The following is a 16901-nucleotide window of genomic DNA, read 5'->3' on the forward strand; positions in this document are numbered from 1 at the left end:
GGAGGGGTATGCATGATTCGTTTCAATCGAACGGTATTGGCTCTCATGATGGCATCCATCATGATCATATTATCCGCTTGTTCAGGCAATTCGACGGATCCAAAGGACAATAATGTATCAACGAATAACAATGGTACGGTCGACAAAAACAAAGTGGTCGATGTTTCCTTCTTCGCGGTTCCGTCTTCAGATGTGATAGACCTCAAAACGAACTGGTTCACCAATTATGTGAAAGAAACCTTCAAGCTGAATATTCAATGGAACATTGCGCCATCCAGCGATTATTTAACAAAACAATCCCTTCTGCTGTCCAGCGGCAATTATCCGGATGCCTTCTGGTCGGGCAGCTTTTCACCATCAGATATTCTGAAATATTCACAGCAAGGGATCATCGTCCCGCTCAATGCTTATATCGAGAAGTATGCTCCTAATTTGACGAAAGCGATTGAGACCGCGCCAGGTCTGAAGCAAGCGATGACCGCACCGGATGGGAACATTTATGGCGTCCCAAGCTATAATTCATGCATTCATTGCTATTGGGGACAGAAATTCTGGATTAATACCGATGATCTGAAAAAATTCGGCTTGTCCATGCCAACGACGACGGATGAGCTGACAAATGTGCTGCAAACCTTTAAAGATAATGGGCTTGTGCCGTTGTCCGGCACATCTGACGGGTTTGACCTGACAATCTTCCTCATGAATGCCTTCATTTATGACAATGGCTCCGATTTCTTCAACGTAGAGGATGGGAAAGTGAGCTATGCGCCTATGCAAGAAGGGTGGAAGAAAGGCCTTACCTATATGCGTGATTTGTACGCGAAAGGACTCATTGATAAGCAAGCTTTCAGCCAAAAGGGCGAGGTCATCAAGCAGCTGGCTGCGCAGAACAAAGTAGGCGTAGTACCTTATTTGTACAGCGCGGGATTTATTGATACCGCCAACCCGAATTATCCGAATTGGAGTACCGTACCCCCATTGAAAGGGCCGGATGGTACTCAATATGCGGCATTCAGCGGAAATACGCCTAAATCCCTAACGTTTGTCGTTACGAAAAACGCTACTGAAGAGCAAATTGTGCGAATGATCAAACTCGTCGATTTCATCTATACGCCTGAAGGCACCCAAATGATGAATTTCGGGCAGGAAGGGAAGTATTGGACCAAAGCAGGAGCCGGGGTTAAGGGTCTGAGCGGGGAACAAGCGCTGTTCATTACGCAGTCTGATAAATTCTACTCTGCCGGCGCGAAGCAGAACGAAGGCTGGAACCAGATGGGGCCAATTTTCCAGAATACCACATGGAGAAACGGATTCGTTGAAGCGAAGGCACCATTTTCGGCGGATGGGTTGGAATCTCTGTTGATGCTAGAGACGATGAAGAATTATGCCGGTCATCAACCGAAGCAAGTGTATCCAGGGGTTATTTGGATCAAACCAGAGGAATATCAGAACTTCGCATTGCTAAAGACAAATATTGAACAGTATGTGAAGCAATCCATGGCTCAGTTCATTAATGGAGCGAAATCGATCGAGAAGGATTGGCAGACTTATGTGGACGGCTTGCAGAAATTAGGATTGACGCAGTATCTGGAGATGGCACAGAAAGCGATGACCGCGCCGTTCGATACATCTGCATTCCAATCCGATACGAAGACAGTAGAGTTCTTGTCTTCACTGAAATAAAACCACGGAGAATAAATCAAGAGGAGTTGAATATTCATGAAAGCAGTTCACCCACAGGCGCAATGGTTTGATGAAGCTCGATTCGGCGTATTTATTCATTGGGGTCCATATGCTTTACGCGAAATTGAAGCTTCTTGGCCATTAATGCCTCATAGCAGTCAGCATCTGGATGTTGAAACCTATGAAAGTCTGGCAGATGAGTTCCATCCTACGAACTATAATCCTAGGGAATGGGCTCGGCAGGCGAAGGAAGCAGGTGCGAAATACGTGGTGCTCACCGCGAAGCATCATGATGGATTCTGCCTCTTCGATACGGCACATAATTGAGCCGCACTAGGAAACTCTTCTCAATGTTTGGACCAAGCTCAGCTAAAATTTGCTCGGCCATGCGAGGAGCTGCCAGGAATGGAGTCCAAACGTTCTAAGTCTTCCTGAAAAGAGCTAACTCTTTGAGCAATCTCTTGATCTAACATCTCAATTTGTTCTGTCAGAAAATCGATGTGGTTTAGAATAGTCTAGATCATTAAACGCTGATGAGGGTTCACATTGTGTGGTGTCATATTTAGTGAGAAGATTTTTCAAATAAGTGAGAAAAAAATTTCATAATTAATGATAAATGTATAATTATGCATCGATATACATTGGACGGCGATGCTTGAAGCTTTTGTTTGTCAAGCCGCCGGAGGCGCCATCGCTAATCTATTGTATGGAAGTTCCACATGCCTCAAATTGTCAGCAAAATGGAAAAGCGTCGCGCGGCGCTTTTTCTGTTTAAATCGAATCGATTAGAAAGATTTCGCTTAAAACAGGGTCTGAATACCCTAGCATGTGTGACTCATGGACAAAATAGTTCCAATATGCGGTAGTGTTAGGATGGCTATTTATTTTGAGGTAAAAAATGGCTAAAATCATATTACTTATAGCAAAGTTACAATGCGGTTTTCTTATTTTGTGATGAATTGATGTTGGGATTGTCTGAAGAACAATTAGACTATAACCATAACACTATCCCGGATAAGGTTGGGGACAAATAAAGGATTGAAGTAACGGGACACGATAGCTGAATATCATACATTGTTGAGCAGGCTGCCTAAGCCTGCTTATTTTATTCAACTAAAGGACAGGATAGTTCAAAAAAGGAATTTTTAATGAGGCGGAGAAATTATAATTGTTTTGACCGGAAATCGTGTTTTATTTCGTTTATAAATAAATTATGGCTCAAGGAGAGAATATAATTGAAATTTTTTTTATCATCATCATATAAAATTGGAACTGAAGAATTAAGATTGAAAGAAATGACAGCTAATGGGAATAAACATGTTGCTTTTATTCATAATGCACTAGACTATGCAACTGACTTGGAAAGAAGGAACAAAAGTGTTGCATTGAATATTTCCGATCTTGAAAGATTGGGATTTATTGTGGATATTTTAGACTTAAAACAGTACTTTAACAGCTCAAAAACACTTAAAGAAAAACTCGAACACTATGATGTTATATGGGTTAGAGGCGGTAATACATTCGTTCTAGCACAGGCAATGAAATTGAGTGGTTTTGATGAGATTATTAAAGAATATCATAGAGACTGTAAAAATATTGTTTATGGGGGATACAGTGCAGGTATATGTATCCTAGGACCAACACTAAGGGGGATTCACCTAGTAGATGACCCCAATCAGAAACCGTACGGAGAACAACATCAAACGATTTGGGAAGGATTAAATATTTTGAATTATGCTATTGCCCCACATTATAAGTCGGATCATAAAGAATCTGAAGATATGGATAATGCAGTTGAATATATGATAGATAATAAAATTCTTTTTAAAGCTTTGAGGGATGGTGAAGTTATTGTTATCGAATGAATGTAGTGAACAGGAAGACTGAACTAACGGAGAACTACAGCTTTTCGCGATTGATTTGGTTTTATCAGATTTTATTGTATGAACAGGTGGTAGACACATTAAAATGTCAGGATTTTATAAAGATGTGTCCGTATAATATAAATACTAGACGTATGGAATGACCTATTATTACTTTGAATACCGAATTGGAATGGCCGAACCTTGTAAAAATAAAAGTGGAGTAAAAGCCTGAAAGCAATTATTTCACGACGTATTATGACTAAGAAAGGCGTGATTATAGAAATGAAAAAAATCTATGTGGTAAACAAAACTCATTTTGACATTGGTTTTACCGATTTAGCAGAAAATGTCTTGCACAAGTATTGCCATGATTACATTCAAAACGCAATCACTTTAGCTGAAGACTTAAGAAAAGAGGGCAAAGACTTTGTTTGGACAACAGGTAGCTTTATTATTGAATATTACTTCAAAAACATGGATGAAGAAGCTTGTAAAAAGCTAGACGACGCCATAAAGAAAGGTTACATTCGCTGGCACGCAATCCCGTGTACGATTGAATCTGAAACTATGACACCTCAAACTTTACATTACATGACTTCAATCTCAAAGAAGTTAGATGCTCGTTATGGTTACAAAACAACAAGCGCAAAGATGACTGACGTCCCAGCACATACTATCGGGATTGTTGATGAGTTATATCGTCAAGGAATTAAATTCCTACACATTGGTGTAAATGGCTCGAGCTCAATTCCAGAAGTTCCAGATACATTTCTATGGAAGAATGGCGAAAGTGAGATAATTGTCTCTTATTCAGACGACTATGGTGGCGTAATCGGAATTGATTGCATGGATAACAAGCTGGCGTTTATGCATACTCATGATAATAGTGGTCCAGGAACAAAAGAGAAGATTAACGTCTTTTTGTCAAAAATGGCGAATAAGTATCCAGACTATGAGCTTGAAATGACTTCAATGGATCAGTTTGCAAATGAAATTTGGGAAGTACGTGACCAACTGCCAGTTATTACAGAGGAGATTGGGGACACATGGATTCACGGAATGATGTCTGATCCGAAAATCATTCGTGATTATCGGATTTTAACTAATTACATGTTTGATAACAAAATAGAAAATGATGATGCTAATTTCTATGCGATGTTAGTTCCAGAGCATACTTGCGGAATGGATATCAAACGCTATTTCAGTGACTATATGAATTATGAAAAGAAAGACTTCCAACGAGCGCGTAGTTTAGACCAAATTACCGATCTTGATTTAACCTACGCTTATGGAATTGTTAAAGATGCAACTGTTGGCGAAATGCAATTCACTTATAATGAGTGGACGGATCGTTCGTACAAATTTTATGAGTCTTCATGGAAAGAACAACGCAAGAACGTTGATCGTGCAATAGCTTGTTTGGAGCCTAAAGATCAAAATAACATTAAAAAACTTATCGAAGTTCCATATCATATCTTTGAAAACCAAGGTATTGAATGTGGTTTGGAAGAAATGATTTCGGTAAACGGGTATCAAGTTATGTTTGCTAGCGATGGTTCAATTAACCACTTAGAAAAGGATGGAACACTTTACTTTGATCAGGACAACAAACTCGGGGTTCTGAGCTATACAATTGCTGGGCAAAATGACTATGATAACCTACGCTACAACTATTTGCGTGAATTACAACATAATTGGTGGGCAATTGACTTCTTAAAGCCAGGAATGGAAATTCAAAAACGCATTCAATTGAACGAAAATTTCACACCACATGTTGTGAAATTAGTTAAGGAAAATGATTCGATTATTGCAACTTTAAAGTATAGCCAAAGAGCTGTGGAGGAGTATGGTGCTCCAAGAGTTGTAAAGGTTAAATATCAATTTGGAGATAAAGTTGAAATTGCACTTTTATTAAAGGATAAAGATGCAATTCGTTATCCAGAAATTTATTCTTTTGACATTACACCACGTTTGAATTCGCCGTACTTAACTAAGATTCGTAAAATTGATACCGTTATTTCACCTTTTGAAGTGGTAGGTCACGGAAATAAGTTGCAACACATGATTGAAGAGTTAATTTACGATGGTAGCGATAAAAAAATCAATATTAAACCTATTGATGCCCCTCTTTTGGGAATCGGAACAAATAACAATCTAAGTTATAACAACAAATACCATCAAGACAACAATAAATTTACGTTTACACTAATGAACACAACTTGGGGAACTAATTTCACGATGTGGTATGAAGAAGATATTTTCGCTCGTTTTGAGTTAGTGTTAGGATAAAAATTTCCTGCGAACATAATTCACTCTGTTCACAGGGTAAACGATTATTACACTGGAAATGGGCTTACTCTGGAAATTTCTCAAATCGATATCCAAAGGGAACTAAATGTTAGGAAATTATAGGGGTTGAAATCAATGATGCAATTGCAATTAAAGAAAATGAAATGCTATACGTAAAAGCAACTTATGGCGGTGAATATGCAGGTGGAAGGTATAATTGGTCAGATTATTTACCCTATATTCTCATAGTTCTTATCGTAGTGTTACCCACTGGTAATTTCATGAAAAAGAGATTACGCCGATAGCTCATTGTTGCGCTAACGGGACACGATAGTTCAATTGCATTAGGGCTGCCAGATGGCAGCCCTTTTTTATACTAATGAACGGGCAGAATCGTGTTTGATAGTGGAGATATTAAGGACCGTGCAACCGTTTCTTCATGTATAATACATGGTACAAAGCATTCGAGGAGATGTTCATGATCAAAATACTTGTGGTGGATGACGAGAGCAGCATTCGGGCGGCTGTAGCTTATGCGTTGCGTAGGGAAGGGTATGAGGTGGAGATGGCTTCGGACGGCAAGGAAGCGCTGGACAAGGTGGTGACGTTTCGCCCTACGGTTATGGTGCTCGATGTCATGATGCCTCGTGTAAGCGGTTACGACGTATGCCGCAAGCTGGATGGTCGGCCGCGGCCTGCTATTCTGTTACTGACTGTCAAGGATGATATTGTCGATAAAGTGCTGGGACTGGAGCTAGGCGCTGACGATTACATGACCAAGCCCTTTGATATGCGGGAGCTTCTGGCCAGAGTCAAGGCGCTATCACGCAGGGGAGGTTATGTAGAGCAAATGCAACAGGAGCAGCAGGACGTGCTGAGACTGGGAGAACTGTCCGCAGAGCTGTTCAGCCGTGCGGTGTCTATTCAAGGTGAACTGCTGGATTTAACGCCTAAGGAATTTGATTTATTGGTATTGCTGATGCGCAATCCGGAGCGGGTCTATTCGCGGGAAGTGCTGCTGGAGAAGGTGTGGGATATGGATTTTGCGGGTGGCACCCGCACGGTGGACATTCATGTACAGCGTCTGCGCAAAAAGCTGGGCAGTCATCACGGGCTCATTCAAACCGTTTACGGTATTGGCTATAAAAGCACGGGGTCACCCTAGATGGTCGGCAAATTTCGGCTGGGCCTGAAGGGGAAAATGTCGTTGTTACTCGCCCTGTTGCTCGTATTTATCGTAACCTGCCTGAGCGTGCTGGTGCTGAGCGGCATCCGGGAGAACCAGCGAACTATGCTGGAGCAGTCTTTTACCCGACAGGCAGAAGCCGCCAATCTGCGCGTTCGGGAGGAATATCTGACCGGAAGCAGGATTCCGCCGGATCAGTTTATGAAGCAGACGGGTCAACGGCTGGCCGTGGATTTGGGCGCACAAAGCGGTATGGCGGTGACGCTGTATACGGCGGATGGCTCATTTGCCGGTACCTCGCTGCCATTTCAGCCACGGGCGGATGTGCAGGATGCTCTGAAAATTACGGCTCAGGGGCAGTTGGCATACATTACCGAAGGGGACCAGCTGTTGTTCCTTGCTCCCCTGTACAATGCCGAGCTGCGTCTGGGCACGGTGCAGTTTCATGCTTCGCTCGCCGAGCAAAATGCTTTTTACGCTCGAATTCGCCAGTTGTTTCTTCTTGCCGGTGCCACCGTGCTGGGTGTCGGTTTCTTAATCGGTTACGTGTATGTCCGGCGGCAGGTCAATGTCATTGACCGGCTGAATAGGGCGGCATCGCAAATTGGTCAGGGAGATTATCTGTCGGCCCCTTCGGTAGTCAGAAAGGATGAGCTGGGCGAGCTTGCACAAGGAATCTATGAGATGAGCAGCAGTATTTCCACGTCTGTCGGTGCTCTGCATGAAGAAAAGCAGAAGTTGCTTGAAACGGTGTTGCGGCTGCGAGAACTGGAGCAGCAACAAAAGCAGTTCATCGGTAATATCAGCCATGAGCTAAAGACACCGTTAACCTCGATTATCGCGTACGCTGACCTGTTGACGATGTACAACGATGATCCTACCCTGCTGGACGATGCCGGAAGTCGCATCCATGTGGAGGCACAGAGACTGTACAGTCTTGTGGAGAAGGCGCTACAGCTGTCAGCGATGGATGTTTACGAGTTTGAGACACAGGCGGAGGCGGTTTCGCTGTGCCCCTTACTGGAGGAAGCTGTGGCCCGGCTGCAAGGAAGGGCGGACAGCTTCAGGGTTACGATCCATACTTCGCTTGTTGAAGGTGAGGTGTGGGCAGATCCTGAGAACGTGATGCACATTATGCTCAATTTACTGGACAATGCTATAAAATATAACCGCCCAGGCGGACAAGTTCACCTGCTGAACTACACGGCAGAGTCAGCAGACGGAGCACACCGGATGATTATCGAGGTTGCCGATACGGGAATCGGTATTCCGGAGGAAGCCGTATCTCGAATTTTCGATCCGTTTTATACGGTCAGTAGAGACCGGTCAAGAGCTAACGGCGGAACTGGACTTGGGTTAGCCCTAGTTCGCAATCTGACCGAGAAGCAAGGCGGAATGGTGCAGCTTGTAGAGACGGGACCGGACGGGTCGCGTCTCAGGGTGGAGCTTCTACTGCATGCCTTTGGTACGGTAAAGAACAAAATATACACCAAATGACGAGGCCCGGAATGAATGAGATCATTCGGGCTTTTCGCCGTGGTTCACACAATGCTGGCTTCCCGGATTGTTTACAAGTTCGTTACAAGCCGGATATGTTTATGCAATATTGTCTTTCTATACTAAAGGTATGGGGGCTTTGCACCGGGTTGGATCGAAAGGAGACAACAACTGGATCAAGCGGCCCGGGTCAGAATAATTTTTTTGAGCAGGAGGTCCCTGATGAACAAAGGGAAATACATCGCCGGTCTGATTGCCATGATCTTGCTGTCTGCCGGCATCTTATTCGGTTGTAACGCAGAGGAGAAGGGCAGCATAGCACAAGTACGCAGCACGCCGGATACAACTGGCCAATCCAGCTCTGAGGCGGGAGGAGGAAAACGTGAACTAACAGTGGTCAAAGAGAGCAAACCGCCTGCTGAACAGGGGATTGCCGTGGAGCGCATCCACCAGATGAATAGCGCAAATATCGAGAAATGGCTCTCAGACCATGAACTGGAGATCCAAGTCACCACGGTGGAGAAACAGGCCACCGCGACGAAGGAAGCGCAATATAGCTACCATAGGTTCCGATTTGATCTGGAGACTGGTGAGCGGCTGAGTATCAAGGAACAAACAGGAGCGGATCAGAGAGAAGTCATCAAATCTTTTCTATCGCCGGATGGGAAATACAGCTTCATTCAGACCTGGAAGGACAAATATAAGGCCGTGAATGAGATCAAAAATATGGCTACAGGGGAGCGGCATGAGGTCGCAGTCGACAATTACATGGAAGTGGGCGGATGGCTCAATAATGACTCCTATGTTCTTGCCGCCGGCTCGATGAAGGACCGGGGCGAGATATGGAACATATCCGTGGACGGTACCCGGAAGAAGATCGAGCTACAGGATCCTGATGTTGAGAGCTTCACCGAATTTGCTACGGGCAACGGGAAGATTTATTACACTGATGCCAATAGTCGCATGAAAAGCTTCACCCCCACACAATCCCGGCCAACCCTGCTTGCAAACGATGTCTCCACCATGAGCCTGTCGCCTGACAGTCAGCGGATTGCCGTCTCCACCGCTAGAAGCGGCGGGCAGGAAGACTCGCGCCTGCTCATTTACGATACGGGTGGTCATGTACAAGGCTTGCTGATCGGTAAGGGCGATTTGCTATCACATCAATCCTGGTCCCCCGATTCCTCCAGGCTGGCCTTCGCGGTCTATACCGAGGATAAGGGCGGCATGAATGGGATCTATATCTTTGATACAGTCTCCGGCAAGGTATCGCCGCTTGGGTTATCGTATTACCCTGTATACCCGCTGAGCTGGAACCCTTCTGGCACTAGGCTGGGCATTACCGTGGACGATAAAGAAAAGCTAATCGTCACGCATATTGTGGATTTCAAAAAATGACATTGTTCAGAAAAAAGGAGAGATTCATTGTGAAAAAAACACTTTTGTCCACCATCGTATTGGGAATGACTTTATCGGGAGCCGCCGGAGTGTATGCCGGAAGCAAGCTGGAGAAGATCAACGCTTATCTGAATCACGGCATTACCTTTAGCGTTAACGGAGCCGATCAATCCTTAACAGACAGTAACGGCAAAAAGCTGGTGCCGATCACCTATCAGAATACGACATATTTGCCGGTGCGGGTTATCTCCAACCTGGCTGGAATCAATGTAGGGTTCGATGCTGCTAGCCAGCAAATTCGACTGGAAACGGAACAGGGCAGGGATAAACCCGCAGATGAATGGACAACTATCCATTACAGTGAAGCCCAGATCAAGGCCATCAAAGAGGCATACGCCAAGTTTGAATCTTTTGAGACGGCCTATGCTCCACAGCAAATGGCCAAACACGATAGCTACGTTAAAGCGGCAGCTACGGGCGATGGAGTCAATCTGATCTTTAAACATATGACCGTGAATGTGTCGCCAAGGGATTATTCAACTGGGTATAAGTCCAAGGAGGTTAAGCTGTCCAACGGTGTTAGCGCGAAGTGGTATACGCCTTCCAAAACGCCGTTGCTGGGTTTCCAATTGGACGACCGGACGGTGACGATCAGCTCCCCTGACGGTTCCTTGAGCAGCAGTCAAATTGAACAGGTCGCTGTTAGCGTAGCTGAACTGAAGTAAGGAGTAGAGGAATCGCAACAAGTACAGCTTTGTCTAGACTTATAAAGGAGTAATGTGAGTATACTCCCAAGAAAACATACTCGCGCTGTTTACTCTGGCCTTAACTTGGGTCGCAGCTATAGCCGGACTGTCAGCAAAAACAGTCGATGGCGCAAGCGCCTTTTCTTACCCTCTTATCTTCCTGCCATTTATTAGCTCCGCATTTGTTCCAACCGAGTCGATGCCAACTGCCGTTCGCGTCTTTGCAGAAAACCAGCCGGTGACCTCGATCGTGGAAGCTATTCGTGCGCTACTGTCAGGTCAGCCGGTGGGCAATGATATATGGGTCGCTCTTGCATGGTGTGTTGGGATTTTGCTCGTGGCTTATATCTTTGCAATGAGGGTTTATAAAAGGCGGGTGTGAAATCGTTAAAGATGGAAGAAGCTATCAATCAAAAGAGAATATGTAATTTAAAACAATAGGGCTGAAAAAAGGAAAGAGAGGGGAACCAAATGATAAAGATTACAACAGAAGATTTTAGTTCGTCAGAAAATATGAAGGATGTTGTTGGCTTTTAAAAAAACTAACGGAACAACAAGAGCCACTTATCCGTCTAGATGATTATTGATCGCGAATCTAGAACCTCGTATTCAACAGATTACAGATGATTTATTGGATGCAGTACAGAAAAAAGGGAAGATGATCTCATTCCAGATTTTGCCTCTCCACTTCCGTTTCGGGTTATTGCCGAGATGTTAGGAATACCTGTTTTGTATCAAGATAAAATTTATCCGCAAAGGTTTCATTGCTAGTATCCCAATGATTTTCTAACCTCCGGTCGTATGTTGTTGTGTATCCTACACGTCATTCCGCCTGTTTACCGATGTGCAACGGGGCATAACTTGGGTCGCGGCGAATGTCGGACTCTCCGCAAAATCGGTGGATGGCACAAGCGCCTTTTCCTACCCGCTTATCTTCCTGCTGCTATTTCTATTTCTATGACTAAAACTTAGGTATTGTTTAAAATAAAACGCCAAGCCGGTAGACATAATCATAGGCTTGGCGTATATTTTCGCAATAAGAGACTCCGAGAGTGTAATTTATATATATATCCATCTACTTTGCGGGTAGTGTCAGTTTCGCTATCGGTGAGAAAAAACTAGGACAAATTGACTACCTTTGAGTGAAGAGGCTTGTTTGGTCAATATTTGCATGAGTATCGGTCTTAATCGGATAAACCCCGTTAAATTTTTATAGGCGAAAAGAATGGTTTTTCCGGGAAATGCTTGTGAACCAGGTGTTGTTATAATACGATCAGACCGAGTCAGTTGTTCACTAAAACGAAAAGACCGAAAAAACGAACAAGCTCAAATCACAACAATAACGGAGGGAAGTGCAATGAAATTATCGAAGGTGATGATGGTATCAGTTATGTTGGGGAGCATCTGCCTGCTGGGCATCGGCTTTGCGGATCAGAAACTAAGTGCGGCGGGACCGTTGGGACAAGCCGAGAAGATCGGTAACGAAATCCAAATTCCACACAATGATCATTTGCTGCTATCCACCGACAAAAAGTGGATCAACCAGGAGGGACATCAATCCGACCTGATCAGGCTACAATGGACGGCGGATCGAGCCAAGCCGGCGATCGTCTGGGCTGACGAGAACGACCATGACAAAACGGCGATCATTTCCCACGACAAGGCCAACAATCCGGAGCAGCACGACCATAAACATCTCTCGTTTGAGACGACAATGTCGCCAAACGGACAATATGCAAACCAGCTCTTCACCCGGTTAGAAATTCCCTATGACACCGACGTGAGCGAGATCCGCACCCATTCGTCCAACTTCAATGTGATGAACGGCATTTTGCGGGTAGCGGGGGAAACAGGAACGAACCGTGACCTTCAGTTCAGCGTAGCTGGCAAAGATAATGAGACGGCGCCGAGATGGGCCATCCGGGCGGACAGCTCGAAGGAAGCGGGGAGTAATACGGGGGCCGACCTGCAGTTCGTCCGTTACGGCGATGACGGCAACCCAATCGATTCCGCGATTACCCTGCAGCGTGGCGAGGGCAATGTCGGGATAGGTGTGAATGACCCCGACACCAAGCTTGACGTAAACGGAGACATGCTGCGCATCCGCGAGAAGCATACGCCCGATTCGTCGAGTGAGCCTTGCAGTCAGGGGCAGATGGCTTGGGACGACCAATATGTATATGTTTGCGTTGCGCAAAACAGCTGGAAAAGGACAGCTCTATCGACCTGGTAACTCGGAAACTGAGAAACAGGGAGCTTTATAAGTTAAACGAGCTGAAGGAATGTGATAGGCGGTTTTTTATTTTTCATGGAAACAGGCGGGAATGAGTGACGGGTGACAGGAACATTATCTCATTCCCGATTTTGACAAGAACTTGAACTCATTACTGCCGCCACTTCTGGAAAATCTGACTCCCGAGCAGCTAGATCGGGTCGGGGAATATCCCGATGGAGCGCGGTACACGTTCAAAGAGCTGCTGGAATTGCGCGTCCAGCATGTCCGTGACCACCTTGCCCAGATCCAGCGGGTAAGACAGGCATATCGAGAGGATAGGGAATAACACTATATTCTAGTTGTGATTAAGCTCAATCCAAAAAACAACGGCAGCCGTCAGATCGGCTGCCGTTGTTGCGTTAACTGGGCAAATTTCGCTAATGAAGGACATTTAAAGGAAGTGACCCGGAGTATTTATTTTATCTCCATGTATTCCTAATACAATAAAAAATAATAAAGCGAGGAGGAATAAGAACCGAACGAATTCGTTTGAAAGGACATCCCATTGTTTTTATGAACGTATGGGCTGGCTCTTCCTGCTTATATCTCTGTGACTCCAATCATCAGTAGGTTTTCGTCAAGTAGTATTCAGAGTGGCGAGCAAGTTGCTCTTTTCTGCTTATTTTTTACTCTTAAGCTACCGGGTAGGATATTTGAAAATTGTACACGACAAGAACTTAAGGACCAGGCTAGGAACTTAATTCCATACCTATCACTGGATTCATGAAAACACTCTCCCTCTCATAAATCGACGGGTTATCGACCCAAGGTAACGATCGATCTGCGCCGCCTACTGACAAATACACCACAAAAATAAAAGAGGTCAACCAGGAAAAACTGGCTGACCTCATAATACGAAGGAGTACGATAGTTCAATACTTCGATGGCGCGTAGCACCAAATAGGGAAGAGGGCCCGCAGTCGCTCCTTACCCTTGGCCGAATGTAAGTTCCTTCACTTTGTTTTTATCCAATCGTTTGATTACTTCACTGATCAGCTTCACGGCATTTTCGAAATCCTCGCGGTGTAGAATCGCCGCATGCGTGTGAATATATCGCGTTGCAATCGAAATCGCAAGTGACGGTACGCCGCCGGCTGTCACGTGAATGGCGCCCGCGTCGGTACCGCCTCCTGCGACATAGTCGAATTGATAAGGAATGCCAAGCTCATCCGCTGTGTCGGTAACGAAGTTGCGCAGACGACGATGCGAGATCATCGATCCGTCATAAATGAGAATTTGCGGCCCTTTCCCCATTTTGGCCAAGGCGTCCTTCTCGCTCACACCCGGCGTATCGCCGGCGATCCCTACGTCAACCGAGAAACCGATATCCGGTTGAATGATATTTGCGGCAGTTTTCGCTCCGCGTAAGCCGACTTCCTCTTGAACGGTGCCGACGCCGTAAACGGTATTCGGATGCTCGACGTCTTTCAATTGCTTCAGCACATCGATCGCAATGGCACAGCCGATGCGGTTGTCCCATGCTTTGGCCATCAGCATTTTTTCATTTTTCATCACGGTAAATTCGCAAACCGGTACGATGGAGTCGCCCGGGCAAACGCCGAACTCCGTAGCTTGCTCTTTGCTTTCCGCACCGATATCGATGAACATCTCTTTTTTGTCAACTGGATTTTTGCGGGCTTCCGGCGATAAAATATGCGGCGGTTTCGAGCCAATCACGCCGGGAATGTTCCCATTGCGCGTCATGACAGTCACCCGCTGCGCTTGCATCACTTGCTCCCACCAGCCGCCGAGCGGTTGAAAGTATAGGAAGCCTTTGTCGTCGATCCGCGTCACCATGAAACCGATTTCATCCAAATGTCCGGCTACCATAATTTTAGGGCCGTCCGGGACCGTGCCCGTTTTTTTGGCGATCAAGCTGCCGAGATGATCCACCGTCACTTCGTCAGCGAAAGGGGCAATGTGCTCCCGCATAACGTCGCGAACTTCGTCTTCGTGACCTGGTACACCGTTGGCGTCGGTTAGAGCTTTTAACATTTGTAAGGTAGAGTCCAAGGATATTCCTCCTCCATTTTTGACTATCAATCTATTATATATGACTATACAGATAAAGTCATTAATTGGAAAGAGATCGCCTTAGCCAACAGCAAAAAAACTGCCAATTGATTTCTTGAACGTATGATTCCTTTCAGGTCTATACCCCCTTCATTTGATCGAATGATACTATTATTTCGCAGGTAGGAAGGGCTCTACCGTGCGAACTGCTGCTTGTTGTAAGACCATTTGATGAATTGAGAGTGAATTCTATGTTCTCTGTAACGGTAGGGATTCCAGGATTGGGCAGTATAACGTAACAAATTAGTTTCCCTTTCGTTTTATAATATGTGAACTTCATTAATATTCGAGGGAGGGTCCAATAAAAGGAATTCTAGTTTGTTTATCTATGGTTATTTTTATTTTTTTAACTGGATGTTTAAAGAGCTCCTTAATTTTATTTAGTGGTGAAAGTAAGAACTGGTTAGCAAACTGATAGTAGGAGGAACCTGAATGAAGCGATGGACTTTATGTGGAAAATGGTTAATTATCGCTCTCTTAACGGTTGGCAGTCTATGGGCCAGCGGTCAGGAGGCGATGGCGGACTCTCCGGCCAAAGTGGTTAGCGCCGCGGGCGGGTATGATTATGGAATCGCGGCATGGAGCGACGGATCTGTTACCGGTTGGGGGTACAATAAATACGGTCAAGTTGGGGACGGTACGCGCATTGATCAGTATGTGCCCAAGAAGATTTCCGGACTGGAGAATGTTATTCAGGTTACAGCGGCGAGGGATGCTTCATTTGCAGTAACGGCGGAAGGGGAGGTATGGGCCTGGGGTGCGGGCTATTCAGACTCTGTGAACGGTGATCCTGTGCTGCCTTATCAAAAAATAGAACTTCCGTCCAAGCTTGAAGGTTTAAGCGATGTGACCAGCATAGGTTCGAATGGTATAGCAGGAATAGCGGTGCATAAGAATGGTACGGCTACACTGTGGTATATTTTTTACGATTCGGATTATAAAAAGCATATCAAATATGTGCCCCTCAAAGGGGTTACGGGGGCAAGAGCGGTCCAAATTATGGGCAATACAGCGTTAATTCTGGGTCAGGATGATACGCTGAGATCGTTAAGTCTATATAATGATTACTACGGAAGGTACCGGTCTGAAGAGGAGTTAAAGGCACCAGAGATTCTCAAAGCTGATATATCCCGCATTGCTATATCGTGGCGAGACGCCTTTCTACTTCGTAAGGATGGAACCGTATTGCGCTGGAACGCGGATAGTCAGAAATTCACGGTTGTTGATGGTTTAAAAGGAATTTCCAATATTCAGACAGTAGGTTATAATCGCCTCTACGCTCTTAAGCAGGATGGGACGGTATGGCAATGGAACTATAATTATGGCGGCAATGCCAAGCCATTTCAGGTCAAAGGATTGTCAGGGATCACCGCTATTTGGGGAACTACAGGCCTGACAGGCTTGGCCATAAATAAAAAAGGTGAATTCCTGGCCTGGTCTGATGGGTATCGAACTGGGCTTGCGGAAGGAAGCGGCTCAGCTCATAACGATTCGGATACGATGGTGACTCATGTACAGCAAGCTCTATCCTGGACCGTAAATGGGAAAAGCGTCAATTTCTACGCCACATCAGGTGTAGTAGGTAATAAACTTTACGTTCCTTATACCAGCGTGTTTGGAGCGATGGGAGTTAAGATTTCACACGAAGTTGTCAAAGCAACCGATCCGAAAGCCGTTCCTCAGTCGCAGTCGATATGGACATTCACTTATGGAGAGCGGTCGGTTTCGATTAATCAAGACAAGCCCAATTCGGAGATTTTTTATATGTCCAACTCGACCGTCTTCCCGTTGGAAACCATTTGTGAAGGATTGGGTATAAATCTGAAATGGAACAAAGCTACCGGTGAGGTTGTAATTCAGTCTTAATGCTAATGAAAATGAAGCAAAAA

The 16901-nt window shown here is 45.1% G+C and carries 11 protein-coding genes and 3 pseudogenes; 13 read left to right on the forward strand and 1 reads right to left on the reverse strand.

Going from position 1 to position 16901, the window contains the following annotated elements; all coding sequences use genetic code 11:
• The first annotated feature begins 12 nt into the window (after positions 1-12).
• The 12 genes and pseudogenes from MUG84_RS10755 to MUG84_RS10815 all read left to right on the forward strand — a co-directional run.
• A complete protein-coding gene (locus MUG84_RS10755) occupies positions 13-1683 on the forward strand; it encodes a type 2 periplasmic-binding domain-containing protein (RefSeq protein ID WP_244725006.1) in 1671 nt (556 codons plus the stop codon).
• Positions 1684-1719: 36 nt separating this feature from the next.
• Complete coding sequence (locus tag MUG84_RS10760) at positions 1720-2010, forward strand: alpha-L-fucosidase (RefSeq protein ID WP_244725007.1); 291 nt, start codon at positions 1720-1722, stop codon at positions 2008-2010.
• Positions 2011-2918: 908 nt separating this feature from the next.
• Positions 2919-3548: a Type 1 glutamine amidotransferase-like domain-containing protein gene (locus MUG84_RS10765; RefSeq protein WP_244725008.1), complete on the forward strand. Its 630-nt coding sequence runs from the start codon at positions 2919-2921 to the stop codon at positions 3546-3548.
• A 282-nt stretch (positions 3549-3830) separates the two neighbouring features.
• Complete coding sequence (locus tag MUG84_RS10770) at positions 3831-5837, forward strand: DUF5054 domain-containing protein (protein ID WP_244725009.1); 2007 nt, start codon at positions 3831-3833, stop codon at positions 5835-5837.
• 478 nt (positions 5838-6315) lie between these two features.
• On the forward strand, positions 6316-7002 hold the full coding sequence (locus MUG84_RS10775; protein WP_244725010.1) for a response regulator transcription factor: 687 nt from the start codon (positions 6316-6318) through the stop codon (positions 7000-7002).
• Positions 7003-8520, forward strand: coding sequence for a sensor histidine kinase (locus tag MUG84_RS10780; RefSeq protein ID WP_244725011.1), 1518 nt, complete (start codon positions 7003-7005; stop codon positions 8518-8520).
• 222 nt (positions 8521-8742) lie between these two features.
• Positions 8743-9918, forward strand: a complete 1176-nt coding sequence (locus MUG84_RS10785; RefSeq protein WP_244725012.1) for a TolB family protein — start codon at positions 8743-8745, stop codon at positions 9916-9918.
• A 29-nt stretch (positions 9919-9947) separates the two neighbouring features.
• Positions 9948-10643, forward strand: coding sequence for a stalk domain-containing protein (locus MUG84_RS10790; protein WP_244725014.1), 696 nt, complete (start codon positions 9948-9950; stop codon positions 10641-10643).
• A gap of 76 nt (positions 10644-10719) precedes the next feature.
• Positions 10720-11046, forward strand: a pseudogene (locus MUG84_RS10795) (ABC transporter permease); the annotation flags it as partial.
• A 474-nt stretch (positions 11047-11520) separates the two neighbouring features.
• A pseudogene (locus MUG84_RS10805) lies at positions 11521-11604 on the forward strand (ABC transporter permease); the annotation flags it as partial.
• Positions 11605-12021: 417 nt separating this feature from the next.
• On the forward strand, positions 12022-12897 hold the full coding sequence (locus MUG84_RS10810) for a hypothetical protein (RefSeq protein ID WP_244725016.1): 876 nt from the start codon (positions 12022-12024) through the stop codon (positions 12895-12897).
• Between the two features lie 157 nt (positions 12898-13054).
• Positions 13055-13225, forward strand: a pseudogene (locus MUG84_RS10815) (DinB family protein); the annotation flags it as partial.
• Positions 13226-13866: 641 nt separating this feature from the next.
• On the opposite strand, the gene MUG84_RS10820 reads toward MUG84_RS10815, so the two are convergent.
• Complete coding sequence (locus MUG84_RS10820; protein ID WP_244725462.1) at positions 13867-14934, reverse strand: M42 family metallopeptidase; 1068 nt, start codon at positions 14932-14934, stop codon at positions 13867-13869.
• Between the two features lie 510 nt (positions 14935-15444).
• Here MUG84_RS10820 and MUG84_RS10825 point away from each other — a divergent pair.
• Complete coding sequence (locus MUG84_RS10825; RefSeq protein WP_244725018.1) at positions 15445-16878, forward strand: stalk domain-containing protein; 1434 nt, start codon at positions 15445-15447, stop codon at positions 16876-16878.
• Positions 16879-16901 lie beyond the last annotated feature (23 nt).

The sequence above is a fragment of the Paenibacillus mangrovi genome, assembly GCF_022898935.1.
GTDB lineage: Bacteria > Bacillota > Bacilli > Paenibacillales > Paenibacillaceae > Paenibacillus_AQ > Paenibacillus_AQ mangrovi.

Bases quoted from the DNA above. Each gene is read 5' to 3' on its own strand.
- MUG84_RS10780 (WP_244725011.1), top strand. From the start codon at position 7,003: ATGGTCGGCAAATTTCGGCTGGGCCTGAAGGGGAAAATGTCGTTGTTA.
- MUG84_RS10770 (WP_244725009.1), top strand. From the start codon at position 3,831: ATGAAAAAAATCTATGTGGTAAACAAAACTCATTTTGACATTGGTTTT.
- MUG84_RS10825 (WP_244725018.1), top strand. From the start codon at position 15,445: ATGAAGCGATGGACTTTATGTGGAAAATGGTTAATTATCGCTCTCTTA.
- MUG84_RS10760 (WP_244725007.1), top strand. From the start codon at position 1,720: ATGAAAGCAGTTCACCCACAGGCGCAATGGTTTGATGAAGCTCGATTC.
- MUG84_RS10775 (WP_244725010.1), top strand. From the start codon at position 6,316: ATGATCAAAATACTTGTGGTGGATGACGAGAGCAGCATTCGGGCGGCT.
- MUG84_RS10785 (WP_244725012.1), top strand. From the start codon at position 8,743: ATGAACAAAGGGAAATACATCGCCGGTCTGATTGCCATGATCTTGCTG.
- MUG84_RS10820 (WP_244725462.1), bottom strand. From the start codon at position 14,934: ATGTTAAAAGCTCTAACCGACGCCAACGGTGTACCAGGTCACGAAGAC.
- MUG84_RS10810 (WP_244725016.1), top strand. From the start codon at position 12,022: ATGAAATTATCGAAGGTGATGATGGTATCAGTTATGTTGGGGAGCATC.
- MUG84_RS10755 (WP_244725006.1), top strand. From the start codon at position 13: ATGATTCGTTTCAATCGAACGGTATTGGCTCTCATGATGGCATCCATC.